Annotated in this window: 18 protein-coding genes and 1 tRNA gene; 6 read left to right on the top strand and 13 right to left on the bottom strand. The window is 59.8% G+C overall.

The genetic code is table 11. The features are described 5' to 3' along the window. Positions 1 to 174: 174 nt before the first annotated feature. The 3 genes from ACIROY_RS17610 (at position 175) to ACIROY_RS17600 (ending at position 8,428) form a co-directional block, all read left to right on the top strand. The gene (locus ACIROY_RS17610) at positions 175 to 4,851 is read left to right on the top strand and encodes a glutamate synthase-related protein (RefSeq protein ID WP_402342813.1); all 4,677 of its coding nucleotides are present in this window, start codon (positions 175 to 177) and stop codon (positions 4,849 to 4,851) included. Positions 4,852 to 4,964: 113 nt separating this feature from the next. Continuing rightward, positions 4,965 to 6,428 carry a glutamate synthase subunit beta gene (locus tag ACIROY_RS17605; RefSeq protein WP_402275061.1) on the top strand — a complete coding sequence of 488 codons (1,464 nt, stop codon included), beginning with the start codon at positions 4,965 to 4,967 and terminating at the stop codon, positions 6,426 to 6,428. 209 nt (positions 6,429 to 6,637) lie between these two features. Beyond that, complete coding sequence (locus ACIROY_RS17600; protein ID WP_402342810.1) at positions 6,638 to 8,428, top strand: M61 family metallopeptidase; 1,791 nt, start codon at positions 6,638 to 6,640, stop codon at positions 8,426 to 8,428. A gap of 115 nt (positions 8,429 to 8,543) precedes the next feature. Here ACIROY_RS17600 and ACIROY_RS17595 read toward each other — a convergent pair whose 3' ends face one another. The 6 genes from ACIROY_RS17595 to ACIROY_RS17570 all read right to left on the bottom strand — a co-directional run bounded on the left by ACIROY_RS17595 (position 8,544) and on the right by ACIROY_RS17570 (position 13,866). Continuing rightward, positions 8,544 to 9,152, bottom strand: coding sequence for a 50S ribosomal protein L25/general stress protein Ctc (locus ACIROY_RS17595; protein ID WP_402275057.1), 609 nt, complete (start codon positions 9,150 to 9,152; stop codon positions 8,544 to 8,546). Positions 9,153 to 9,263: 111 nt separating this feature from the next. Beyond that, complete coding sequence (locus tag ACIROY_RS17590; RefSeq protein ID WP_016832843.1) at positions 9,264 to 10,214, bottom strand: ribose-phosphate pyrophosphokinase; 951 nt, start codon at positions 10,212 to 10,214, stop codon at positions 9,264 to 9,266. A gap of 133 nt (positions 10,215 to 10,347) precedes the next feature. Beyond that, positions 10,348 to 10,424, bottom strand: a tRNA-Gln gene (locus ACIROY_RS17585). An 82-nt stretch (positions 10,425 to 10,506) separates the two neighbouring features. Then, the gene (gene ispE / locus ACIROY_RS17580) at positions 10,507 to 11,376 is read right to left on the bottom strand and encodes a 4-(cytidine 5'-diphospho)-2-C-methyl-D-erythritol kinase (protein WP_402342807.1); all 870 of its coding nucleotides are present in this window, start codon (positions 11,374 to 11,376) and stop codon (positions 10,507 to 10,509) included. 53 nt (positions 11,377 to 11,429) lie between these two features. Then, positions 11,430 to 12,065, bottom strand: coding sequence for an outer membrane lipoprotein LolB (locus tag ACIROY_RS17575; protein WP_402342805.1), 636 nt, complete (start codon positions 12,063 to 12,065; stop codon positions 11,430 to 11,432). Positions 12,066 to 12,099: 34 nt separating this feature from the next. Further along, positions 12,100 to 13,866, bottom strand: coding sequence for a tetratricopeptide repeat protein (locus ACIROY_RS17570; protein ID WP_402342802.1), 1,767 nt, complete (start codon positions 13,864 to 13,866; stop codon positions 12,100 to 12,102). Between the two features lie 272 nt (positions 13,867 to 14,138). Here ACIROY_RS17570 and mutM point away from each other — a divergent pair, with 272 nt between their 5' ends. Further along, positions 14,139 to 14,969, top strand: coding sequence for a bifunctional DNA-formamidopyrimidine glycosylase/DNA-(apurinic or apyrimidinic site) lyase (gene mutM / locus ACIROY_RS17565; protein ID WP_402342799.1), 831 nt, complete (start codon positions 14,139 to 14,141; stop codon positions 14,967 to 14,969). Continuing rightward, on the top strand, positions 14,966 to 16,081 hold the full coding sequence (mutY, locus tag ACIROY_RS17560; protein ID WP_402342796.1) for an A/G-specific adenine glycosylase: 1,116 nt from the start codon (positions 14,966 to 14,968) through the stop codon (positions 16,079 to 16,081). Before mutM ends, mutY begins: the two co-directional genes overlap by 4 nt. Before the next feature lie 37 nt (positions 16,082 to 16,118). Here mutY and rapZ read toward each other — a convergent pair whose 3' ends face one another. From rapZ to ilvA, 6 genes are all read right to left on the bottom strand, one after another. Continuing rightward, a complete protein-coding gene (gene rapZ / locus ACIROY_RS17555) occupies positions 16,119 to 16,982 on the bottom strand; it encodes an RNase adapter RapZ (protein WP_402342793.1) in 864 nt (287 codons plus the stop codon). Positions 16,983 to 17,115: 133 nt separating this feature from the next. After that, the gene (hprK, locus tag ACIROY_RS17550) at positions 17,116 to 18,054 is read right to left on the bottom strand and encodes an HPr(Ser) kinase/phosphatase (protein ID WP_053195082.1); all 939 of its coding nucleotides are present in this window, start codon (positions 18,052 to 18,054) and stop codon (positions 17,116 to 17,118) included. A gap of 91 nt (positions 18,055 to 18,145) precedes the next feature. Then, positions 18,146 to 18,619, bottom strand: a complete 474-nt coding sequence (locus ACIROY_RS17545) for a PTS sugar transporter subunit IIA (protein ID WP_016832849.1) — start codon at positions 18,617 to 18,619, stop codon at positions 18,146 to 18,148. Between the two features lie 186 nt (positions 18,620 to 18,805). After that, positions 18,806 to 19,312 carry a hypothetical protein gene (locus ACIROY_RS17540; RefSeq protein ID WP_402343605.1) on the bottom strand — a complete coding sequence of 169 codons (507 nt, stop codon included), beginning with the start codon at positions 19,310 to 19,312 and terminating at the stop codon, positions 18,806 to 18,808. A gap of 462 nt (positions 19,313 to 19,774) precedes the next feature. Further along, a complete protein-coding gene (gene queF / locus ACIROY_RS17535; RefSeq protein WP_402342790.1) occupies positions 19,775 to 20,623 on the bottom strand; it encodes an NADPH-dependent 7-cyano-7-deazaguanine reductase QueF in 849 nt (282 codons plus the stop codon). 51 nt (positions 20,624 to 20,674) lie between these two features. After that, entirely contained in the window at positions 20,675 to 22,201 is a 1,527-nt protein-coding gene (gene ilvA, locus ACIROY_RS17530; RefSeq protein WP_402275035.1) for a threonine ammonia-lyase, biosynthetic, read from the bottom strand. Positions 22,202 to 22,458: 257 nt separating this feature from the next. Between ilvA and ACIROY_RS17525 the strand changes: the two genes are divergently transcribed. After that, positions 22,459 to 22,950: a YqaA family protein gene (locus tag ACIROY_RS17525; protein WP_402342787.1), complete on the top strand. Its 492-nt coding sequence runs from the start codon at positions 22,459 to 22,461 to the stop codon at positions 22,948 to 22,950. Here ACIROY_RS17525 and ACIROY_RS17520 read toward each other — a convergent pair. Then, on the bottom strand, positions 22,942 to 23,889 hold the full coding sequence (locus tag ACIROY_RS17520; protein WP_402342783.1) for a ZIP family metal transporter: 948 nt from the start codon (positions 23,887 to 23,889) through the stop codon (positions 22,942 to 22,944). The two genes, ACIROY_RS17525 and ACIROY_RS17520, sit on opposite strands and share 9 nt — an antisense overlap. Positions 23,890 to 24,085: the final 196 nt, after the last annotated feature.

Below are 24,085 nucleotides of genomic sequence, written 5' to 3'. Positions count from 1 at the left end.
AAATACAAGGAATTAGAGAAGGTAGAGGCGATATTTCTTTACTCTGTCCCTAATTAAAAATTATTAAAAATTCCAAGGTTTTTAATTTTACTCTGACCCCTTTTGTTCTTATTGAAGATTTGGGTGCAGTGCACTATCCTTAAACCCTTACTCTCAAAGTGGTGGAGCACCGTTATGCACGCGCAAGGCCTATACGACCCAGCTAATGAACACGACGCCTGTGGTGTCGGTTTTATCGCCCATATCAAGGGCAAGAAAAACCATTCCATCGTTGAGCAAGGCTTGCTCATCCTGAAGAATCTGGACCACCGGGGTGCGGTCGGTGCAGATCCGCTGATGGGCGACGGCGCTGGTATCCTGATCCAGATTCCCGATCAGTACTATCGCGAAGAAATGTCCAAGCAGGGCGTTGAACTGCCGCCGCCTGGCGAATACGGCGTCGGTATGGTGTTTCTGCCAAAGGAAAACGCTTCCCGCATCGCCTGTGAACAGGAAATCGAGCGTTCGGTGCTGGCTGAAGGCCAGGTCGTGCTGGGCTGGCGCGACGTGCCGGTCGACATGGACATGCCGATGTCGCCGACCGTGCGTGAAAAAGAACCGGTCATCCGTCAGATCTTCATCGGCCGCGGTCCGGACATCATGGTCACCGACGCGCTGGAACGCAAACTGTACGTGATCCGCAAATCGTCCGGCCACGCCATCCAGGCGCTGAACCTGATCCACGGCAAGGAATTCTTCGTGCCGTCGATGTCGGCGCGCACCGTGGTCTACAAGGGCCTGCTGCTGGCCGACCAGGTCGGCGTGTACTACAAGGACCTGCAAGATCCGCGCTGCGTGTCCGCGCTGGCGCTGGTGCACCAACGCTTCTCGACCAACACTTTCCCTGAGTGGCCGCTGGCTCACCCGTACCGCCTGATCGCCCACAACGGCGAAATCAACACCGTCAAGGGCAACTTCAACTGGATGCGCGCACGCGAAGGCGTGATGCAGTCGGCCGTGCTGGGCGACGACCTGAAGAAATTGTTCCCGCTGATTTATGAGGGCCAGTCCGACACCGCGTGCTTCGATAATGCGCTGGAACTGTTGCTGATGGCAGGCTATCCGCTGGCGCAAGCCATGATGATGATGGTGCCGGAAGCCTGGGAAAACCACACCCTGATGGACGACAACCGTCGCGCCTTCTACGAATACCACGCTGCGATGATGGAACCATGGGACGGCCCGGCCGCCCTGGCGTTCACTGACGGCCGTCACATCGGCGGCACGCTGGACCGCAACGGTCTGCGTCCGGCGCGTTACATCGTGACCGACGACGACCTGGTGGTGATGGCGTCGGAATCCGGCGTGCTGCCGATTCCTGAATCCAAGATCATCCAGAAGTGGCGCCTGCAACCGGGCAAGATGTTCCTGATCGACCTCGACGCCGGCCGCATCATCGACGACAAGGAACTGAAAGACACTTACGCCAACGCCAAGCCGTACAAGCAATGGATTTCGTCGGTGCGCGTCAAGCTCGACGAACTCAAGGCCGAGCCGTTTGAATCCGGTTCGACCATTCCGCTGCTGGATCGCCAGCAAGTGTTCGGCTACACCCAGGAAGACGTCAAGTTCCTGATGGCGCCGATGGCCTCGGCCGGTGAAGAAGCGATCGGTTCGATGGGCAACGACTCGCCGCTGGCCGTCATGTCCAACAAGAACAAGACGCTCTACAACTACTTCAAGCAGCTGTTTGCGCAAGTGACCAACCCGCCGATTGATCCGATCCGCGAAGCCATGGTCATGTCGCTGGTGTCCTTCATCGGCCCGCGTCCAAACCTGCTCGACACCAACAACATCAACCCGCCGATGCGCCTGGAAGTGTCGCAGCCGATTCTGGACTATGCCGACATCGCCAAGCTGCGCAACATCAGCGCGCACACCGGTGGCAAGTTCAAGTCGCACGAACTGAATATCTGCTATCCGGTCGCATGGGGCAAGGAAGGCATCGAAGCACGCCTGGCCTCGCTGTGCGCCAAGGCCGTTGACGCCGTCAAGTCGGGCCACAACATCCTGATCATTTCGGACCGCAAGGTGGACTCCGAGCAAGTCGCAATTCCTGCGCTGCTGGCTACTTCCGCGATTCACTTGCATCTGGTCAGCAAAGGCATGCGTACCTCGACCGGCCTGGTGGTAGACACCGGTTCCGCACGTGAAACGCATCACTTTGCACTGCTGGCAGGCTATGGCGCGGAAGCGATCCACCCCTACCTGGCAATGGACACCCTGACCGAAATGGCCAAGGGTTTGCCAGGCGAGCTGTCGGGCGACAAGGCGATCTACAACTTCCAGAAGGCGATCGGCAAGGGCTTGCTGAAGGTCATGTCGAAGATGGGTATTTCGACCTACATGTCCTACTGCGGCGCGCAGATTTTCGAAGCCATCGGCCTGAACAAGGCGCTGGTGGACAAGTACTTCAAGGGCACTGCATCGAACGTCGAAGGCATCGGCGTGTTCGAAGTCGCCGAAGAAGCGCTGCGTCTGCATCGCGCTGCCTTCAGCACCGATCCGGTGCTGGCCAACGCGCTGGACGCCGGCGGTGAATACGCCTTCCGTATTCGCGGTGAAGAACACATGTGGACGCCGGATGCGATCGCCAAGCTGCAGCACTCGACCCGCGCGAACAACTTTAATTCGTACAAGGAATACGCGCAGATCATCAACGATCAATCCAAGCGCCACATGACCTTGCGCGGCCTGTTCGAATTCAAGATCGATCCGTCGAAGGCGATCTCGATCGATGAAGTCGAGCCAGCCAAGGAAATCGTCAAGCGTTTCGCCACCGGCGCGATGTCGCTGGGTTCGATCTCGACCGAAGCACACGCCACGCTGGCGATTGCGATGAACCGCATCGGCGGCAAGTCCAACACCGGCGAAGGCGGCGAAGACGTCAATCGCTATCGCAACGAACTGAAGGGCATCCCGATCAAGCAAGGCGCGACATTGGCCTCGGAAATCGGCAAGGACGTCATCGAAGTCGACATCCCGCTGCAAGCCGGCGACTCGCTCCGTTCGCGCATCAAGCAGGTGGCATCCGGTCGTTTCGGCGTGTCGGCTGAATACCTGATCTCCGCCGATCAGATCCAGATCAAGATGGCGCAGGGCGCGAAGCCGGGCGAAGGCGGTCAGCTGCCGGGCCACAAGGTTACCGATTACATCGCGACATTGCGCGTGTCGGTGCCGGGCGTTGGCCTGATTTCGCCGCCGCCGCACCATGACATCTATTCGATCGAAGATCTGGCGCAACTGATCCACGATCTGAAGAACGTCAATCCGCGCGCCTCGATCTCGGTCAAGCTGGTGTCGGAAGTCGGTGTCGGCACGGTTGCCGCAGGTGTTGCCAAGGCCAAGTCGGATCACGTCGTGATCGCCGGCCATGACGGCGGCACCGGCGCATCGCCGCTGTCCTCGATCAAGCATGCCGGTTCGCCATGGGAACTCGGCCTGGCCGAAACCCAGCAGACCCTGGTGCTGAACGGTTTGCGCAATCGCATCCGCGTACAGGCCGACGGTCAGATGAAGACCGGTCGCGACGTCGTCATCGGCGCGCTGCTGGGCGCGGACGAATTCGGTTTTGCTACCGCACCGCTGGTGGTCGAAGGCTGCATCATGATGCGCAAATGCCATCTGAACACGTGCCCGGTCGGCGTCGCGACGCAGGATCCTGTCTTGCGCGCCAAGTTCTCCGGCAAGCCTGAACACGTGGTCAACTTCTTCTTCTTCATCGCCGAAGAAGCGCGTCAGATCATGGCGCAACTGGGCATCCGTACCTTCAACGAACTGATCGGCCGTTCCGATCTGCTGGACCGCACCAAGGCCATCCAACACTGGAAGGCGCAAGGTCTGGACTTCAGCAAGATCTTCTATCAACCGGTCAGCGCGACACCGTACTTCCATACCGAAAACCAGGACCACGGTCTGGACAAGGCACTCGATCACAAGCTGATCGCACAAGCCAAGATCGCGCTGGAAAAGGGCGAGAAGGTTTCCTTCATCTCGCCGATCCGCAACCTGAACCGCACCGTCGGCGCCATGTTGTCGGGTGAAGTGGCCAAGCGCTACGGCAACGAAGGCCTGCCGGACGACACCATCCACATCCAGCTGCAAGGCACCGCAGGCCAATCGGCTGGCGCGTTCCTGGCGCACGGTGTGACACTGGACCTGGTCGGCGAAGGCAACGACTACGTCGGCAAGGGCTTGTCGGGCGGCCGCATCATCGTGCGTCCCAACACCGAGTTCCGCGGCCGTGCGGTCGACAACATGATCTCCGGCAACACCGTACTGTACGGCGCAACCTCCGGCGAAGCATTCATCAACGGCGTGGTCGGCGAGCGTTTTGCGGTGCGTAACTCCGGCGCCATCGCCGTGGTGGAGGGCACCGGCGACCATGGTTGCGAATACATGACCGGCGGCACCGTCGTCGTGCTGGGCGCAACCGGCCGCAACTTCGCAGCGGGTATGTCCGGCGGCATTGCTTACGTCTACGACGAAGCCGGCGACTTCGCAGGCAAATGCAACCTGGCGATGGTCGCATTGGACAAGGTCCTGTCCGACACCGAACAGGAAGCCTCGACCGATCGCGCAATCTGGCACAGCCTGCAACGCGGCGGCAACGGCCAGACCGATGAAGTCATCCTGCGTGGCCTGATCGAACGTCACTTCAAGTACACCGGCAGCACGCGCGCGCGCTACCTGCTGGACAACTGGGCGGCGTCGCGCGGCAAGTTCGTCAAGGTCTTCCCGACCGAGTACAAACGTGCGCTGGGCGAACTCAATGCAGCCAAAGCGGCCCCGAAGGACAAGGTGCCGGCGTAAGCCGCAATCCTCGGTCCTCGGCCAGATCTGAAATAACGCAAGGCCGGCGATTCTGATAACGACAACGACAGAATCGCCCGCCGCCTATCCTTAGCGAAGAATGTGAGTGGAAAATGGGTAAAGTAACCGGCTTTATGGAATATGAGCGCCTGAAAGAGGCGAGCGAAGCGCCGCAGTCGCGCATGAAGCACTACAAGGAATTCGTCCTGCATCTGGGCGACGCGGAAGCCAAAGTGCAAGGCGCACGCTGCATGGATTGCGGCATCCCGTTCTGCAACAACGGCTGCCCGGTCAACAATATCATTCCCGACTGGAACGACCTGGTCTATCGCGGCGACTACAAGGAAGCGCTGGACACGCTGCACTCGACCAACAACTTCCCTGAGTTCACCGGCCGCATCTGCCCGGCGCCGTGCGAATCCGCCTGCACGCTCGGCATCAACAGCGACGCTGTCGGCATCAAGTCGATCGAGCATTTCATCATCGACAAGGGCTGGGAAAACGGCTGGGTCACGCCGCAACCGGCCGCCGTCAAGACCGGCAAGAAAGTCGCCGTGGTCGGCTCCGGTCCCGCCGGCATGGCCGCCGCACAACAGCTGGCGCGCGCCGGCCATGACGTCACCGTGTTCGAAAAGAACGATCGCGTCGGCGGCCTGCTGCGTTACGGCATCCCCGACTTCAAGATGGAAAAGTCGCACATCGACCTGCGCGTCGAGCAGATGCAAGCAGAAGGCGTCGTCTTCCGCACCAGCACCTTGGTGGGCAAGGATTTTCCGGCCAACATCACCAACTGGTCCAAGGAAACGGTTTCGCCTGACGACCTGAAGAAAGACTTTGACGCCGTCGTCATCGCCGGCGGTGCAGAACTGCCACGCGACTTGCCGGTGCCGGGCCGTGAATTGAAGGGCGTGCATTTCGCCATGGAATTCCTGCCGCTGCAAAACAAGGTCAACGCCGGCGACAAGCTCAAGGGCCAGATCATGGCGACCGACAAGCACGTGGTCGTGATCGGCGGCGGCGATACCGGTTCCGACTGCGTCGGTACCTCGAACCGTCACGGCGCTGCTTCGGTGGCCCAGTTCGAACTGATGCCGCAACCGCCGGAAACGGAAAACAAGCCGATGGTCTGGCCGTACTGGCCAACCAAGCTGCGCACGTCGTCGTCGCATGAAGAAGGTTGCGACCGCGATTGGGCAGTGGCGACCAAGCGTCTGGAAGGCAAGAACGGCAAAGTTGAAAAGCTGATCGCCGCGCGCGTCGAATGGAAGGACGGCAAAATGCAGGAAGTGCCGAACTCCGAATTCGAAATGAAGGCCGACCTGGTGCTGCTGGCCATGGGCTTCGTCTCGCCGGTGCAGCAAGTACTGGAATCGTTCGGTGTCGACAAGGACCAACGCGGCAACGTCAAGGCGACAACTGACGGCGAAGGCTGCTACAAGACTTCGGTCGACAAGGTGTTTGCCGCAGGCGACATGCGCCGCGGCCAGTCGCTGGTGGTCTGGGCGATCCGTGAAGGCCGTCAATGCGCACGCGCCGTCGATGAGTTCCTGATGGGTTCTTCGGTGCTGCCGCGCTGATACGACACTGTAAAAAGCGAACGCAGTAAAAAAGCCGGATTGACGAAAGTCTCTCCGGCTTTTTTACTTTGAAGCTCAGCCGCAGGATGAGTGCGGGGGACGGAAATCAGCCGGGTGTCAGCCCGGATCAGCCTTGCTCAAGTACAATTGAATTTCACTTTTCAGACAGGGCCTGTCGTCGCTCCTGCCGACGATAACCGAAGAACAACATGACCACCCCGATTCGCTACAGCATCACCTCCAACGACTGCACCGCCCACGTGTTCGACGTCACCCTGACAGTCGATGCGCCGGCTGCCGACGGCCAGGTATTTTCCTTGCCGGCGTGGATTCCCGGCAGCTACATGATTCGCGAATTCGCGCGCAACATCGTCCAGATCCGAGGCGAAGCCGGCGGCAAGAAAGTCGCGCTGCGGAAACTCGACAAACATACCTGGCGCGCCGCACCGTGCACTGGCCCACTGACGCTGAGCTATCAGGTCTACGCCTGGGACTTGTCGGTGCGCACCGCGCATCTGGACCAGACCCATGCGTTCTTCAACGGCACCAGCGTGTTCCTGCGCGTGGAAGGGCAGGAGCAGTCGCAACATATCGTCGACATCCGCCGTCCGGACGGCGACGCCTACAAGCGCTGGCGCGTGGCGACGTCCCTGCCCGAACTCAAGGCCAAGCGTTATGGCTTCGGCACCTATGTCGCCGGCGATTACGACGAGCTGATCGATCATCCGGTCGAGCTTGGCGACTTCGCGCTGGCCACGTTCACGGCACATGGCGTGCCGCACGACATCGTCATCACCGGCAATGTGCCTAACCTGGATCTGGCGCGCTTGTCCGCCGATCTCAAGAAGATTTGTGAAGCGCAGATTGCCTTCTTTGAACCGAAAAGCAAGCGCGCGCCGATGTCGCGCTACGTTTTCATGACCATGGTTGTCGGCGATGGCTACGGTGGTCTGGAGCATCGTGCTTCGACCGCGCTGATCTGCGCGCGCAGCGATCTGCCGGTCAAGGGCAGGGCGGAATCGACCGATGGCTATCGCACCTATCTCGGCTTGTGCAGCCACGAATATTTCCACACCTGGAACGTCAAGCGCATCAAGCCGGCGATGTTCGCGCCGTATGATTTGCGGGAAGAGGGTTACACCTCGCTGCTGTGGCTGTTCGAGGGTTTTACCAGTTATTACGACGATCTGTTCCTGGTGCGCACCGGCCTGATCGATACGCCGGATTATCTGAAGATGCTGTCGAAGACCACCAATGGCGTCTTGCGCGGCAGCGGCCGTCGCAAGCAGAGCGTGGCCGAGTCAAGCTTTGACGCCTGGGTCAAATACTATCGCCAGGATGAAAACGCGCCGAACGCGATCGTCAGCTATTACACCAAGGGTTCGCTGGTGGCGCTGGGTCTCGACCTGACGATCCGCGCCGAAACCAACGGCCGCAAATCGCTGGACGATGTGATGCTGGCGCTGTGGCAGCGCTTCGGCCGTGATTTCTATAGTCGCAAGGGCGGCAAGGGCGTCGGTGAGGAAGACGCGGAGGCCTTGTTCGAAGAAGTCAGCGGCGTGAAGCTGAAGCGTTTCTTTGATCGTTATATCCGCGGTACCGAAGATGTGCCGCTGGAGCAGCTGGTGGCGCCGTTCGGCATCACCTATGCTGACGTGCGCAACGACGTCAGACCGGGCATGAACGTCCGTGTGACGCGCGATGGCGGCGACGCCAAGCTTGCCAGTGTGTATGAAGGCGGAGCAGGGCAGCGCGCCGGGTTGTCGGCGGGCGATCGCCTGGTGGCGCTGGATGGCGTACGTATTCCAGCGGCAGGCATGGACGGCTTGCTGGCGCGTTACAACGAGAATGACGTAGTCGACTTGCACGTATTCCGTCGTGACGAGCTGATGTGTTTCAAGGTCAAACTGAAGAATGACGGCGCGCCGCAAGTAACGCTGACGGCGCAAGACAAGCCGGTTGCTTTGGTACGCAAGCGCAAGGCGTGGTTGGGACGGTAGTCCTGGTGATGGCGTCGGCTTGTTGCCGACGCCGGGCCTATGCTGGAAATGCAGGCAATAAAAAAACCCGCCGAAGCGGGTTTTTTATTGCTGCTGAGCTTGACTGAATCGAAGATTACTTCGCTTCAGCGTCGCCTGCTGCAGGCGTTTCGCCTTCAGCTTCGACCTTGCCTGCCGGTACCGAAGCGGTAGCAACTGTCAGGTTTTCTTGCGAAACAGCAGTCACGCCGTTTGGCAGCTTCAGGTCAGCCAAGTGGATCGAGTGGCCGACTTCCAGCTTCGCCAGATCGACGGAAACGAATTCCGGCAGATCCTTAGGCAGGCAGGAGATGTCCAGTTCGGTCATGACGTGGCTGATGATGCCCGACGACAGCTTGACGGCTGGCGAGACTTCAGCGTTCACGAAGTGCAGAGGCACCTTGACGTGGATCTTTTGCGATGCATCGACGCGTTGGAAGTCAACGTGCAGAACCAGTTGCTTGTATGCGTGGACTTGGAAGTCGCGCAGCAGAACTTGTTCAACCTTGCCTTCGATTTCCAGGTCGAGGATCGACGAGTGGAAGGCTTCTTTCTTCAACGCGTGGTACAGCGCGTTGTGGTCCAGAGCGATGTTCAGCGGTGCAGCTGTGCCACCGTAGACGATGGCTGGTGTTTGACCAGCAATACGCAGGCGGCGGCTCGCTCCGGTCCCCTGCTCTTTGCGTGGAAATGCGATAACTTTCATGTGAAACTCCAAAGGTTGCGGGACTGTCGTCTCGCGTTAAAAATCCCCCGCGACCAGGGGATTCAAGGATCCCGTCATTTTCATGACGGGATTAAAACTGAAACTGAAAACTTATTCTGCAAACAGCGACATCACCGAGTCGCCCTTGCTGATGCGCTTGAACGTCTCGGCCAGCAGGCTGGCGCAAGTCAGTTGGCGAATCTTGCCGCAGGCCTTGGCGGCGTCCGACAGCGGAATCGTGTCGGTGACGACCAGCTCGTCCAGCGGCGAATTGGCGATGCGATCCAGCGCCGGGCCGGACAGCACAGGGTGCGTACAGTAGGCGACGACTTTCTTGGCGCCGCGCTCTTTCAACACTTCGGCGGCCTTGGTCAGCGTGCCGGCGGTGTCGACCATGTCATCCATGATCACGCAGTTGCGGCCTTCGACTTCGCCGATGATGTTCATGACTTCCGACACGTTCGCCTTCGGGCGGCGCTTGTCGATGATCGCCAGGTCGCAGCCGAGGCGCTTGGCCAGGGCACGGGCGCGCACCACGCCGCCGACGTCAGGCGACACGACCAGCAGGTCGTCGTAGTTCTTGCTCACCAGGTCGCCCAGCAAAATCGGCGATGCATAGATGTTGTCGACCGGAATGTCGAAGAAGCCTTGAATCTGGTCGGCGTGCAAATCCATGATCAGGACGCGTTCAACGCCGGCTTCCTGCAGCATGTTGGCAACGACCTTGGCCGAAATCGCAACACGGGCGGAGCGTGGACGGCGGTCCTGGCGCGCATAGCCGTAGTAAGGAATCGCGGCGGTGATGCGACCGGCCGATGCGCGCTTGAGCGCGTCGACCATGATCATGATTTCCATCAGGTTGTCGTTGGTCGGTGCGCAGGTGGACTGCAGCACGAAGACGTCTTTGCCGCGGACGTTTTCGTTGATCTCGACCATCACTTCACCGTCGGAGAACTTCGACACATTGGCCTTGCCCAGAGGGATACCGAGTTTTTCAACGACGCCTTGCGCCAGTTCTGGATTGGCGCTGCCGGTAAAAACCATCAGGTTTTCGTTTGCCATGTGGGTATCCCTGAATGCAATCGTTTAAAAGTCGAAAAGCCGACAATGCTCGACTTGTACAGTCTTGCGTTGGCGGCTTATCTCTTTGGCTTTTCTATTTCTTGATGGGCGCTTCACTATTGCCCAAATTTAATGGCAGGGGAACAAGGATTCGAACCTTGGAATGCTGGAATCAAAATCCAGTGCCTTAACCAACTTGGCGATTCCCCTACGCAATCTGCTGTCTGTCGCCGAACGATCCGCTGCGCTTCTGCCTGCATCGTCTGTCATTCGCCGTCAAACCAATTCTTGGCTACGACTTCGTCAAATGGGCGAGAGGATGTTCCTGCATCGCTTTGGCTTTCCATCCGATCCATTGTGAAGGCATCTGTTTCAGCACTTCGTCGGCCTGATGTTCATGTTCAAAAGCACAGAACACACAAGCGCCGGATCCGGTCATCCTTGCATTTCCAAATGTCTTGAGCCACTTGATGGCTTCAGCGACAGGAGGAAACTGCTTGGCAGCCACCACTTCTAAGTCGTTTTTTCCGAAGTCGCTGTAAAGAAGATTATGCGCTTCAGGAAAGTCCGTTATTTTGACCACTTTCGTATCCCTTGTCAATTCCTGCGACGAAAAAATTATCGCGGTGGGAATCGACACGCCCGGTTCGATCACCACGAACCAGCAATCTACAGTTTTCACAGGCAAAAGGTCTTCGCCGACGCCTTCGGCGAAAGCATTGCCGCCGAACACGAAAAACGGCACGTCGGCGCCCAGTTGCAGGCCCAGCGCCATTAATTGCGCGCGCGTCAGGCCGGTTTGCCACAGGTGATTGAGCGCGATCAGCGTCGTCGCGGCGTCCGATGAACCGCCGCCGAGACCGCCGCCCATGGGCAATTGCTTGCGCACGGTGATATCGGCACCCAGCCCGGGGTTGCCGCTCGCCGCCTGCAACAGGCGTGCGGCGCGCACCACCAGGTCGGTATCGGCAGGTACGCCCGGGATGTCATTGGTGCGATGGATGACGCCGTCGTCGCGCACAGTGAAATCCAGCGCGTCGCTGCGATCGACCAGCTGGAACACTGTTTGCAGCAGATGATAGCCATCCGCGCGGCGGCCGGTCACGTGCAGGAACAGGTTCAGTTTGGCCGGGGCGGGGCAGTCGAAAAGGCTTGCGGGCATGGAATGATTCTGGAAAGCGAAGGGAGGACGTCAAAACGCCGGCGGCTTCGTGATTATTGAGTGCTGGTGTTTTTCCAACTGTCGATCACGATGCGGATGGCAACCGGACCGGCTTGTTTTGTCTCACGCGCCAGGTCGATGCGTTTGGGATGGTTGGAGGCGGTGTTGGCCGCGCCTTCCTGCCATTCGCCGTAGCTCAGGCTCCAACCGTCGCGCGTCGTCTGGCGCACGGTGTCGGCGGCTGGCTGGGCTACGAACAGTTTGCCGTCGGCGCCGCGTCCGAAGCCTTGCAGCCAGTCGCGCAGGCCTGAAATCGGCAAGGGCCAGCCCAGCGCCTGTTCGGTGAGAATGTCGACATCGGCGGCGGTCATCGGCGGCTTGCCCGATTGTGTCAATACGGCAATGCCGGGCTTGATGTCGATCGTCGCCAGAGTTTGTCCCAGCGGCGACAACAAGGTCACGACGACATGGCGCGCGCTCTGGTTCCAGGTGAAACTGCCGTGTACGGCCTGCTCGCGCCCCTCCTGTTCATAGCGCACCGATAGCCGGCCGCCGAGATCGATGGCGTCGCTGTAGCGGCGCTCCAGTGCGGGACCGTTGTCTTTGCCGTCTTGCGGAGAGAGGCTGGCGCAACCGGCGGCCAGCAGCACCAGGCCGCTTGCGGCCGCATGTTTGAATAATCGCATCATGAGCTGTAATCGCATTCTTGCATCAAGATCAGCATTACAACTGCACCTTGAGGCGATCCAGCGTGCTCTTCAGGACGTCGTTCTTCGGATCTTTCGACTGGGCTTCGCGCCACAGGCGCTTGGCTTCGTCCTGCTTGCCGCGCGCCCACAAGATTTCTCCGAGGTGGATGCCGATTTCCGGATCGGGACGCAGGGCGTAGGCGCGGCGCAATTCCTTTTCGGCTTCGTCGAGGTTGCCCAGGCGGAATTCCGCCCAGCCCAGGCTGTCGGCGATGAAGGCGTCTTCCGGCGCCAGTTGCACCGCCTTCTTGATCAGCGTGACTGCTTCCGGCAGGCGGATATTGCGATCGGCGAACGAATAGCCGAGCGCGTTATAGGCGTGCTGGTTGTTGGGGGTCAGCTCGATGATTTTGCGTAGCGCGGTTTCCATGTCCTTGTAGTTACCGGTCTTGTCGGTGACCATGGCGTAGTCGTACAGCAGGTCGGTGCTTTCCGGGAAGCGTTTGAGTCCTGCCGACAGTACGTCGGCGGCATCCTGGTAACGCTCGCCGTCACGCAGGACCTGGGCTTCGCCCTGGATCAGCTGCATTTGTTCGCGGTCGTTGCCGGCTTCGGCTTGCGCCTGTTGCAATACAGCGCGGGCGCCGTTGATGTCGCCGCGCTTGACCAGCAACTGGGCGCGACGGATCTGCACATTGATATAGGCTTCGCCAGGTTCGACCTGCTCCAGCCATTTGAGCGCGGCCGGGATGTCGTTGCGTTCTTCGGCGATCTGCGACAGCAGCAGCAGCGCCTGGGTCGGGTCGCGCTCATCTTCGGGCTGGGTGGCCAGCACCTGGAGATAGCGTTTGAGGTAAGTCTCAGCCTCAGGCAGATGATTGGTCTGCACATTGAGGATGCCCAGCGCGAACAAGGTGGTCAGATCTTCCTGATCGTCTTTCAGCAAAACCTGGAACTGGCTGCGCGCCTGTTCGAACTGCTTCTGTTCAACCAGGCCGCGCGCATAGGCGATGCGGACTTCGCGCGCGTCGGGATATTTTTTCAGGAAATCAGCCACCAGCTTCATGGCTTCCGCCGGATCCTGGGTGACTTGCGCCAGCGTCAGGATCGCCAGCTCGGAATCCGGCTTGAGCTTGAGCGCCTGATTGGCTTCGTCGCGCGCGCGCACTGCATCGCGGTTGGCGAATGCGCCTTGAGACAGGGCGAGATGAGTTTCAACCAGGTTCGGATACGGTGCAGTCACCGCTTGCAGGATGTTGAATGCAGCGGTCTTGTCGCGCGCACGGCTGAGCAAACGCTGGATTTGCAGGATCATCGGGCCGCGCGCCTGCGGGGCGGCTTCGGCCAGGCGTTGGGTCAAGAGCGGCTGGATTTCGCCGATGTTGTCGCCCAACATGATCAGGCCCAGGTAATTTTGCAGCGCTTCATCCGAATGCGGCGCCAGTTCAGTCCAGAGGCGCACGGCGGCCAGCGCTTCGTTGGGGCGCCGCGCCGCCAGGGCGATTTCGGCGGCGCGTTTGGCCAGGCGCGGATCGCGGGTTTGCTGCGCCGTGCCCAGCAGGGTCACGTAAGCAGCTTGCCATTGGCCGCGCTGGAAGGCGATTTCGGAACTGAGGATCTTGAACAGGATTTCTTCGCTCAGCTCGGCCGGCGGCACCACGTCTTCCGGCTGCTGGGCCTTGGCCTTCGCTTGTCCCTTGCGCGCCGACGAGGCTTTGACCAGGGTTTGTTTCTTGCCGCTCGCAGCGGGAGCCGCATCGGTCTCGCTGGGTTGCTGCAGGCTTGCGCATGCCGAAAGCATGAGAGAGAGCGTTACAATGGCGAGAGGTTTTTTCAAGTGTAATCCTGGGGTGATCTGGAAATAATCCGGCAAGAACGAGCGAGCGGGCAGGCAAATATTAATTTTACGCCCAACCGCATGTTTCTTGGTGTAAGCGAGTGTAAACCATCTGCCTGCATGTGCCTTATCATAGCTGTCCATGGCCGTCTTGCGTTTACCCACCCGCGTCCTTATTTACGACTCTATTGTTTTCCCCACAGCCAGTTCCGCTCAGCCAGAGAAGTCATCGTTCCATGCCCGAATTACCAGAAGTAGAAGTCACCCGGCGCGGCGTCGCTCCCCATCTCGAGGGGCAGACGGTTGCGGGCGTGGTGACGCGCCACAGCGGATTGCGCTGGCCGTTTCCCACCGACCTGAACGAGCGGGTGGCCGGATGCGTGATCCGGTCGACCGGACGCCGCGGCAAATATCTGCTGATCAATTTCGACCACGGCACCTTGATCGTGCATCTTGGCATGTCGGGGCATCTTCGCGTTCTGCCGCCCGGCATCGTGCCGCAAAAGCACGACCATTTCGACCTGATGGTCGGCAAGCCGGTCAGGAGCGTCATGCGCATGACCGACCCGCGTCGCTTTGGCGCCGTCCTGTGGCATGACAACGCCGACGGCGACATCGAGGAGCACACCTTGCTGCGCGGGCTCGGGCTGGAGCCGCTGGAAGACAAATTCTCCGCCCGCGAGCTGCATCGCCAGACGCGCAACCGGAGTGCGCCGATCAAGCAGGTGCTGTTGGCCGGCGACATCGTGGTGGGCGTCGGCAACATCTATGCGTCGGAAAGCCTGTTCAAGGCCGGCATCAATCCCAAGACGGCGGCCGGCAAGATCAGCCTGCCGCGCTATGAAAAGCTGGTGACGGCGATCCGCGAAACGCTGGCCGCCGCGATTGAGCAGGGTGGCAGCAGCTTGCGCGACTTCATCGCCGTCAATGGACAGTCGGGTTATTTCCAGCAAAATTATTTCGTCTATAGCCGCACCGGCGAGGCTTGCCGTATCTGTACCACGCCGATCAGGCAGATCAAGCAGGGCCAGCGTTCCACCTTCTATTGCGTGGTCTGCCAGCGATGAAGCGCGTCCTCAACAACGCCGAGGCGACGCAGGATTTCGCCGACCCGACCTTTTCTGCGGCAGTGATCGGCTGGCAAAAGCAGCACGGCCGCCATGCGCTGCCGTGGCAAAACACCCGTGACGCCTATCGCATCTGGTTGTCGGAAATCATGCTGCAGCAGACGCAGGTCACGGCGGTGATTCCGTACTATCAGAAATTCCTGCAGAGTTTCCCGACCGTCGAGAGCCTCGCGGCGGCGCCTTCCGAAGCGGTCATGTCGCACTGGAGCGGACTTGGTTACTACACCCGCGCGCGCAACCTGCATCGCTGCGCGCAGCGCGTGGCGGCGGAATACGGCGGCCGTTTTCCTGATGATCCTGAATTGCTGGCGGACTTGCCCGGCATCGGTCGCTCGACGGCGGCGGCGATCGCTGCGTTTTCCTATGGCAAGCGTGCCGCGATTTTGGACGGCAACGTCAAGCGGGTGTTTGCGCGCGTGTTCGGCGTCGAAGGTTTTCCCGGCGCCAAGGCCGTCGAAGACCAGTTGTGGCGGCGCGCCGTGGCGCTATTGCCGCAGGCCGACATGGAATCGTATACGCAAGGATTAATGGATCTCGGTGCGACCTTGTGCGTACGCGGCAAGCCTGCTTGCGACCGCTGCCCGCTGGCGGCGCGCTGTGTTGCGCTGGCAACCGGCCGTACGGCGGAACTGCCGGTGCGCAAGCCGAAGAAGGCGGTGCCGGAAAAAGAAACCATGATGCTGGTGGTCAGCGAAGGCAGCGAAGTCCTGCTGGAACTGCGCCCCGACCGTGGAATCTGGGGCGGCCTGCTGTCCTTGCCGGAACTGCCGCTGAGCGCCGATGCAGATGCCTTCGGCGCTGCGGTGGAGAACGCGATGCAGCCGTTCGGCGCCATTGCGGCGTGCCGTAAGCTGCAGCCGTTTTCGCACGTCTTCACGCATTTCAAACTGCACATTTCACCGTATCAGGTGGTGCTGGAGAAGCGTCGCCCGCATGTCGCCGAATCGGTCCATGTCTGGTATCCGATCGCGCAACTTGCCGATGCGCCGTTGCCGGCGCCGGTCAAGAAGTTATTGTTGGGTGTATTGCAGGCCGACGACTTGCTGAACTGAAATCGTCCGCGCTGTTGTTGGTCCTATTGGTCTTGCGTCAGTTGAGCTGGCGATGTCGCACGACGACGTTTTCGTGTGCCGCAAAATGTTTCGCCAGCTGTTCGACGATGTACACAGAACGATGCTGGCCGCCGGTGCAGCCGATGGCGACGGTGAGATAACTGCGGTTGTCGCGCTTGAACGACGGCAGCCACTTTTCCACAAAATTGCGGATGTCGCCGAGCAGATCCTGCACCGCCGGCAAATCCTCGAGGAATTCAATCACCGGCGCATCGCGCCCGGTCAACGGGCGCAGGCGCAGGTCGTAATGCGGATTGGGCAGCATGCGCACATCGAACACCAAGTCGGCATCGAGCGGCACGCCGAACTTGAATGCGAAGGATTCGAACAGCACCGTCAGGCTGGCGCGGCTGGTGTCGATCAGGTCGCGGATCCAGGCGCGCAACTTGTTGGCGCTCAGGTTGGAGGTGTCGATCACGTGACCTAGCCCTTCGACCACACTCAGCATCTCGCGCTCCTTGTGGATGCACTCGGTCAGCGTCATGCGATCGCTCGGATTCTGGTTGGGCAGCAGGCGATGCGACAACGGATGACTGCGGCGCGTTTCTGAAAAACGCGTGATCAGCGATTCGGTGGTGGCGGTCAGGAAGAATACCTTGACGTCATGGCCCTGGTCTTTCAGCCACTGGATGTCAGGGCCAAGGCCGGCCAGGGAGTCGGCGCTGCGCGCGTCGGTGGCCACGGCCATGGCCTCGTCGCCTTCTTTCTGGCGGGTTTCCACCAGATTGCGCAGCAGGGCCGGCGGCAGATTGTCGACGCAAAAATAGCCGGCGTCTTCCAGTACATGGAGAGCCACTGATTTGCCGGAGCCGGATATGCCGGTAATGAGGACGATACGCATGAGTAGGATGATACCCCAAGCCTGAGTCTACGTTTGAGTATTGGTCAGTATCTTGTCAGCTTAACGCGTGCGCTGTCGTTCTGCACGACGCATAAAAATCTTTACCGGACTTTGCTTTTATTCGCTCGCCGGCTTATTCGCCGTTCATCGCCTTGCGCTGGCGGTCGATGAATTCCTTGAGCGTGTCGATGCCACGCAATTGGAGAATGGTATTGCGCACCGCCGCTTCCAGCAGCACCGCGATGTTGCGGCCGGCCGCCACGGGGATGACCACTTTGCGGATCGGCAGGCCGAGGACATCTTCGAACTGCGCGTCGAGCGGCAGGCGCTCGTAATTTTCTTCCAGCGTGCTGCGGCGGACCAGGTGCACGATCAGCTTCAGGCGCATTTTGCGGCGCACCGCGGTTTCGCCGAAGATGGCCTTGATGTCGAGCAGGCCCAGGCCGCGCACTTCCAGCAGGTTTTGCAGCAGCGGCGGGCAGCGGCCTTCGATCATGTTGGGGGCGATGCGCGCGAATTCGACGGCATCGTCGGCGACCAGGCCGTGGCTGCGTGAAATCAGTTCCAGACCAAGTTCGCTCTTGCCCAGTCCGGATTCGCCGGTAATCAGCACGCCCACGCCGAGCACGTCCATGAAGACGCCGTGCATGGTGATTTGCTGCGCCAGTTTTTTGGACAGGTAGACGCGCAGGTAATCGATGACTTGCGCGGCCGGCAGCGGGGTCGAGAACAATGGGATGTTTTTTTCGTCGCAGATCGCCAGGATGTCGGGCGGTGTCGCCAGGCCCTGCGCGATGATGAAGGCGGGCGGTTCGCCGGCCACCAACTCTGCGGTTTGATAGGCGCGCGAGGTGTTCGACAGGCGTTGGTAGTACTCGGTTTCCTGGTGGCCGAAGACTTGGATGCGGCCGGGGTGGATCAGATTCAGATGGCCGACTTGGTCGGCGGCGGAGGCGGCGTCGCCGGAGATCAGGCGTTCACCGCCGGGGAAACCGGCAAACCAGCCCAGTTGCAACGATTCGCGATTTTCTTCATACAGTTGCTGTATCGATAACGCGGTAAATGAGGGCATGGGTCTCCGATTCCGATAGGGCGGTCAATGGCGTGGTTGAAGCTGTATGAGCAACCGTTGCGAACACATCGCATCGTTCGCAGCGCTTCGTTTAATTGGTTTTTTCCAGCGACGGCTGCCAGGTCACCAGGCGCGAATAGACCGACGCCTGGTCCGGGTCGGAGATCAATTCATTACGGAAGGCGTTGTCCGAAAACATCTCTGCAATTTCGGACAGGATTTCCAGATGCTGCTGAGTGACGTTGTCAGGAATGAGCAGGAAGATCAGCAGCTTGACCGGTTCGCCGTCGGGCGACTCGAAAGGAATCGGCTCGGCCAGACGCATGAACAGCGCCAGCGGTGCTTTCAGCCCCTTGATGCGGCCGTGCGGAACGGCGACGCCGTGACCCAGTCCTGTGGAACCGAGTCGTTCACGGGCAAACAGGTTTTCGGAAACAGTCGAGCGGGCGATGCCGCTGTTGTTTTCAAAGGTAAGTCCGGCTTGTTCGAATGCTCGTTTTTTGCTGGAGACTTCCAGATCCAGAATGACGTTCTCTGGGGAGAGGATTTTTGCAAGATTTGTCATGACACAAGAAGGCGCTAGATAGGCTTTTGTGCAGGATTATAGGCTTCTTTGGGAGTTACGCAATGAATTCCGGCGTTGCTTCAATGCAAACAACAGTATTGCCGGGAAGAAGCGCAGCAAGCCGCCGCAGCGGCGCGACAGGCTTGCCTTGCAGGGGAAATGCCCGGCTTGAAATACCATCCCGGATTACATCTCGATGCGACCAAAAACCAGCAATACGTCGCCACTGTTCTTGTTCGACGACAGACGCGGAACGTAAGCGAACATGACCTTGGCTTTCTTGGTGCCGATCGAGGCCAACGGCAGGGGTACCGGGAATGGTACGCCGCCGAAATAATCCTGACGGCTCATCAGCATGGCGGTGCCGCCGATGCCCACTTCCAACGGGGTGCGGCCAATCGGATAGACCCATTCATAAGCGTAACCGGCCATGATTTGCGGGTGGCGATGTGAATCCTTGAGTACAAAGCCGTACAGCGACTCGTCGTTGCCGCGTTCGTTACGCATGGTCTTGCCGTAGCCGAGACCCCAAGCGTGCTCGTTCAGTTGGTCGAGCTTTTCCTTGGTATAGGTGCTGCGGCCGTGATGGGCCAGTCCCGAAACATAGATCGCGTCGTCCCCCTTGTCGACGATTTCCGAGGCGTGATCCTTGATGGGTTGCCACCAGCTGAATTCGTCACTCTGTTGCGCCATGGCGGGCAGCGAGGTCGCAGCGCAGCCAAGTGCGAAGGCGCCGGCGAGCAAGGTGCGGGAGGAGCGAAGGGAGGAAAGTAGTTGGCTCATATTTTTATTGGCTATTTCACTGTTTGTTGATGGTGTCGACAGGCGATTGCAATCGGCGCTGCACAAACCAAATTGATAAATGCGATTGCTGCCGGCAGGAAACTGACCAGATTTCTTCGCCGTAAAAAAAATCGACGTGGCGATGCCCGGGACGAGCGTTGAGCATTGCCTGGCGATGGAGTCGAGAGTGAGACAGGATCATTGCACAAGAAGTTTTATGCAATGCGGATAAATCGTTTCAAAATGTTGCGGCGGAAATGCGCGAAAACGCCGCCTGCCGCGAGGACAGGGCGTTACGGCAAAAGCTTTGGAACGTCATGGTTTTGTAACAAAAAACCGGCAGCGCCGGAAAAAGCGCTGCCGCTGACAGCCTTACTGCCGCGCGTTGCGCAGGTTGGAAGGTGCACGCGCGGCCGAAAAATTGCTACGCCACGGATTGATGTCGAGGCCGCCACGACGCGTGTAGCGTGCATAGACTGCAAGTTTTTGCGGACGGCACTGACGCAGCACATCCACAAAAATACGCTCCACGCATTGCTCGTGGAATTCGTTGTGCTCGCGGAAACCGATCAGGTACTTCAGCAGCGCTTCCTGATTGATCGGCGCGCCGACGTAATGGATCTGCACGCTGCCCCAATCCGGCTGGCCGGTGACCGGGCAATTGGATTTGAGCAGATGCGACAGCAGCGTTTCTTCAACCGTGGCTTCATCGTGGTTGGCCGACAGCAACGACGGATTCGGATGGTGATCGACGACTTCGATGTCGAGGCGATCGAGCAGCATGCCGCCGAGTTCGCCCATCTGCAGCGCCGAAAACGCTCCCGGCTCGGTCAGCGTCACCTGCACGCCGGCGCCGGCGGCTGCCGACAGGTCTTTCTGCAAGAGTGCGACCAGAGCTTGCTGGTCGTCCAGTCGTGTCTGGTTAAAGGAGTTCAGATACAGCTTGAACGACTTCGATTCGATGATGTTGGGCGAATCGGCCTGGATCATGAACGTGGCGATGGCGATCTGCGGCTTGCCGCGCTGGTTCAGCCACGACACTTCATACGCGTTCCAGATGTCGACGCCGAAGAACGGCAGCGTGCCCGTCACGCCGAGTTCGTCGCGCTTGGGCTGGCGCGGAATCGGGAACAGCAGGGACGGATCGTAGGCGTCCGGATAGGCGGACGCCTTGCCCAGCGGCGAAGTGTCGGGAGAGTTGATTGCGTCGGCGTGAGTCATGGTCTTGCTTCCTTCGTGCTTCTCGAATGCTTTGTTGCGTCCTTGGCGGCATCAGCCCAGGAACAGTTTGTACAGGGGGTTCTTGCTTTCATCCCAATGGCGATAGCCAAGGTTGTCGAGGAAAGCGCGGAACGTCTTCATTTCCTTCTTCGGCACCTGCAGGCCGACCAGGATGCGACCGACGTCGCCGCCCTGGTTGCGGTAGTGGAACAGGCTGATGTTCCAGTTCGGATTCATGGTGCTGAGGAAGCGCATCAGCGCGCCCGGACGCTCGGGGAATTCAAAGCGATACAGCAGTTCGTCCTGTGCCAGCGAGCTCTTGCCGCCGACCAGATGGCGGATGTGCACCTTGGCCAGTTCGTCGTGGGTCAGGTCGAGCGTGCTGAAGCCGTTCTTCTCGAAGGTCTTGGCGATCTTGGCCGGTTCATCGGCGCTGCTGGTCTGGATGCCAACGAAGATGTGCGCCGCTTTGGCGTCGCTGATGCGATAGTTGAACTCGGTCACGTTGCGCGGGCCGACCACTTCGCAGAAGCGTTTGAAGCTGCCGTGTTCTTCCGGAATAGTCACGGCGAACACCGCCTCGCGCGCCTCGCCGACGTCGGCCATTTCGGCGACGAAACGCAGGCGGTCGAAGTTCATGTTGGCACCGCAGGCGATGGTGATCAGGGATTGATTCTTGATCGGCTTCTTGGTGTTCTTGGCGCGTTCGATGTAGGCCTTGGCGCCGGCCACGGCCAGTGCGCCGGCCGGCTCGACAATGCTGCGCGTGTCCTGGAAGATATCCTTGATCGCGGTGCACACCGCGTCGGTGTCAACCAGGATGATGTCGTCCACCAGCGCGCGCGTGATGCGGAAGGTTTCCTCACCGACCAGCTTGACCGCGGTGCCGTCCGAGAACAGGCCGACGTCGGGCAGGGTGATGCGGCGACCGGCCTTGATGCTGCGCGCCATGGCGTCAGAGTCGGTGGTCTGCACGCCGATGATCTTGATGTCGGGACGCACCGCCTTGACGTAGGCGGCGATGCCGGAGATCAGGCCGCCGCCGCCGATGGCGACGAAAATTGCGTGGATCGGGTCGGCATGCTGGCGCAGTATTTCCATGCCGACGGTGCCCTGGCCGGCGATGACATACGGGTCGTCGAAGGGATGGACGAAGGTCAGCTTGAGTTTCTTTTCCAGCGTCAGTGCATGGTTGTAGGCGTCGGTGAACGAGTCGCCGAACAGCACGACTTCACCGCCGCGGCCCTTGACCGCTTCGATCTTGACGGAGGGCGTGGTGGTCGGCATCACGATCACGGCACGGCAGCCGAGCTTGGCTGCCGACAGCGCGACGCCTTGCGCATGGTTGCCGGCCGAGGCGCAGATCACGCCGCGCTTGAGTTGCGCCGGCGGCAAGTGCGCCATTTTATTGTAGGCGCCGCGCAGCTTGAAGCTGAACACGCTCTGCATATCTTCGCGCTTGAAGTAAATCCGGTTTTCCATCCGTTGCGACAGCGTGTTCGCAATTTCCAGCGGCGTTTCCATGGCAACGTCGTAGACACGGGCGGTAAGGATTTTTTGCAGATAATCGGTGGTCATAGTCAGCTAAAGGCACGGTTGGCGCAGTCCGGGACTGCGATTCTCACGCTGTTTTCCGATGGCAGATCGGGAAACGCAGGGGCGCGGCGAACTGATCATTATAATGGAGGCGACTGACAGGCTTATATCCGCATGCGGATGCAGCATATGAAGCGCCGGCTTTTTTGGCTTGAAGAATTCGCTTTTGCTGTCATCTGCAGTCAAACAGCGCGAATGCGCGTCAATTTTCTCCCACCATCCATTCTTATCTGGTCTGCATGATTGAATCCGCCATTTTGTGGTTGCTGAACTTCCTTGCCGTGCCGAGCGTCGGGCTGACGTCGGTATTTTTCATCAGCTTCATCTCGGCGACATTGCTGCCGCTCGGCTCGGAACCGGCTGTGTTCGCTGTCATCAAGGCCAATGGCGACATGTTCTGGCCGGTCATCCTGGTGGCCACGGTCGGCAACACGCTGGGGGGAATGGTGGATTACTGGATGGGTTACGGCGCCAAGCAGACCTTTGCGCGCGAACGCAGCAGCCGCTGGTTTCACTGGCTCGAACGCTTCGGCCCCAAGACCATGCTGCTGGCCTGGCTGCCGGGCGTCGGCGATCCGATCTGCACGCTGGCCGGCTGGCTGAAGTTGCCGTTCTGGCCGTCGGTGTTTTACATGATGGTCGGTAAATTCCTACGCTACCTGTTCATGACCTGGCTGTTGCTCAACGTGCCGGATGGTTTCTGGCGCGGTATCGCAAACTGGCTAGCCTAGCAGCGTATCGAGCAGCATCATCGTCACGAAGCCGGCCAGCAGGCCGAGCGTGGCCTGGGTCTCATGGCCTTGCCGATGTGATTCCGGAATCACTTCGTGGCTGATCACGAACAGCATCGCGCCGCCTGCGCCGGCCAAAGCCCATGGCAAGGCCGTGGCCGACACGCCGGTGGCGAGCGCGCCGAGCACGCCGCCGATCGGTTCCACGAGTCCGGACAGGATGCCTGCTCCGGCCGACTTCCACGGCGAATAACCGAGCGAGCGCAAGGCCAACGCTACTACCAGCCCCTCGGGAATATCCTGGATGCCGATGCCGGTCGCCAGCGCAATCGCCTTGCCCATTTCGTCGCCGCCGAAACCCACGCCGATCGCCAGGCCTTCAGGGAAATTGTGGATCGTCACGGCCATCACGAACATCCAGATGCGGCTGGTGCGCATGGACTGGATCGTCGGATTGGGCGCGATGAAATGCTGGTGCGGTATCAGATGGTTGATCGCCAGCACGAACAGGCCGCCCAGCATGATGCCGGTGGCGGTCAGCAAGACCGCGCCGGTTTTCTCGTAGCCCAGCGTCTGCGCCTGGTTCATGGCCGGGATAATCAGCGAAAACACGCTGGCCGCCAGCATGATGCCCCCGCCGTAACCGAGCAGCATGTCTTGCGTGCGTTCGGAAATGCGCCGCGTGAACAGCACGCCGAGCGCCCCCAGCGCCGTCAGTCCCGCCGCGGCGGAGGAGCCGAGCAGCGCCATCCAGACTTCGGGATGGGCCAGGAAAAACGCTTGCAGGCCTTCATAGGATTTGACCAGAACGAACACCAGCCCGACTGCCAGCATGGCGATCTGACGCAGGCGCAGGCCGGCCCAGAATCCAGGTTGGGAAGGAGGTGCTGCAGGTGTCGATTCGACAGGGAATTGTTCGCGCAATTGGGCTTGTATCATGGCAGTCATCCTCGGGATCGGATTGGCGGATGGCTGTCCTAAGCCTTGCACTCGGCGTATTCGGCGAGGGTGATGGCTAGATTTTCCAGAATTTCGGTAATCAGTAATTGCAACATAGCATTCTCCGTAGGCTAAGGAAAGGTCGGGATGAATCAATAATAGATTTATACGATCAATAATTAAAAATTGATTGTAT

This window comes from Herbaspirillum sp. NPDC101396, from assembly GCF_044767365.1.
GTDB lineage: Bacteria > Pseudomonadota > Gammaproteobacteria > Burkholderiales > Burkholderiaceae_D > Herbaspirillum.
This window is presented reverse-complemented; position numbering and strand designations above follow the sequence as displayed.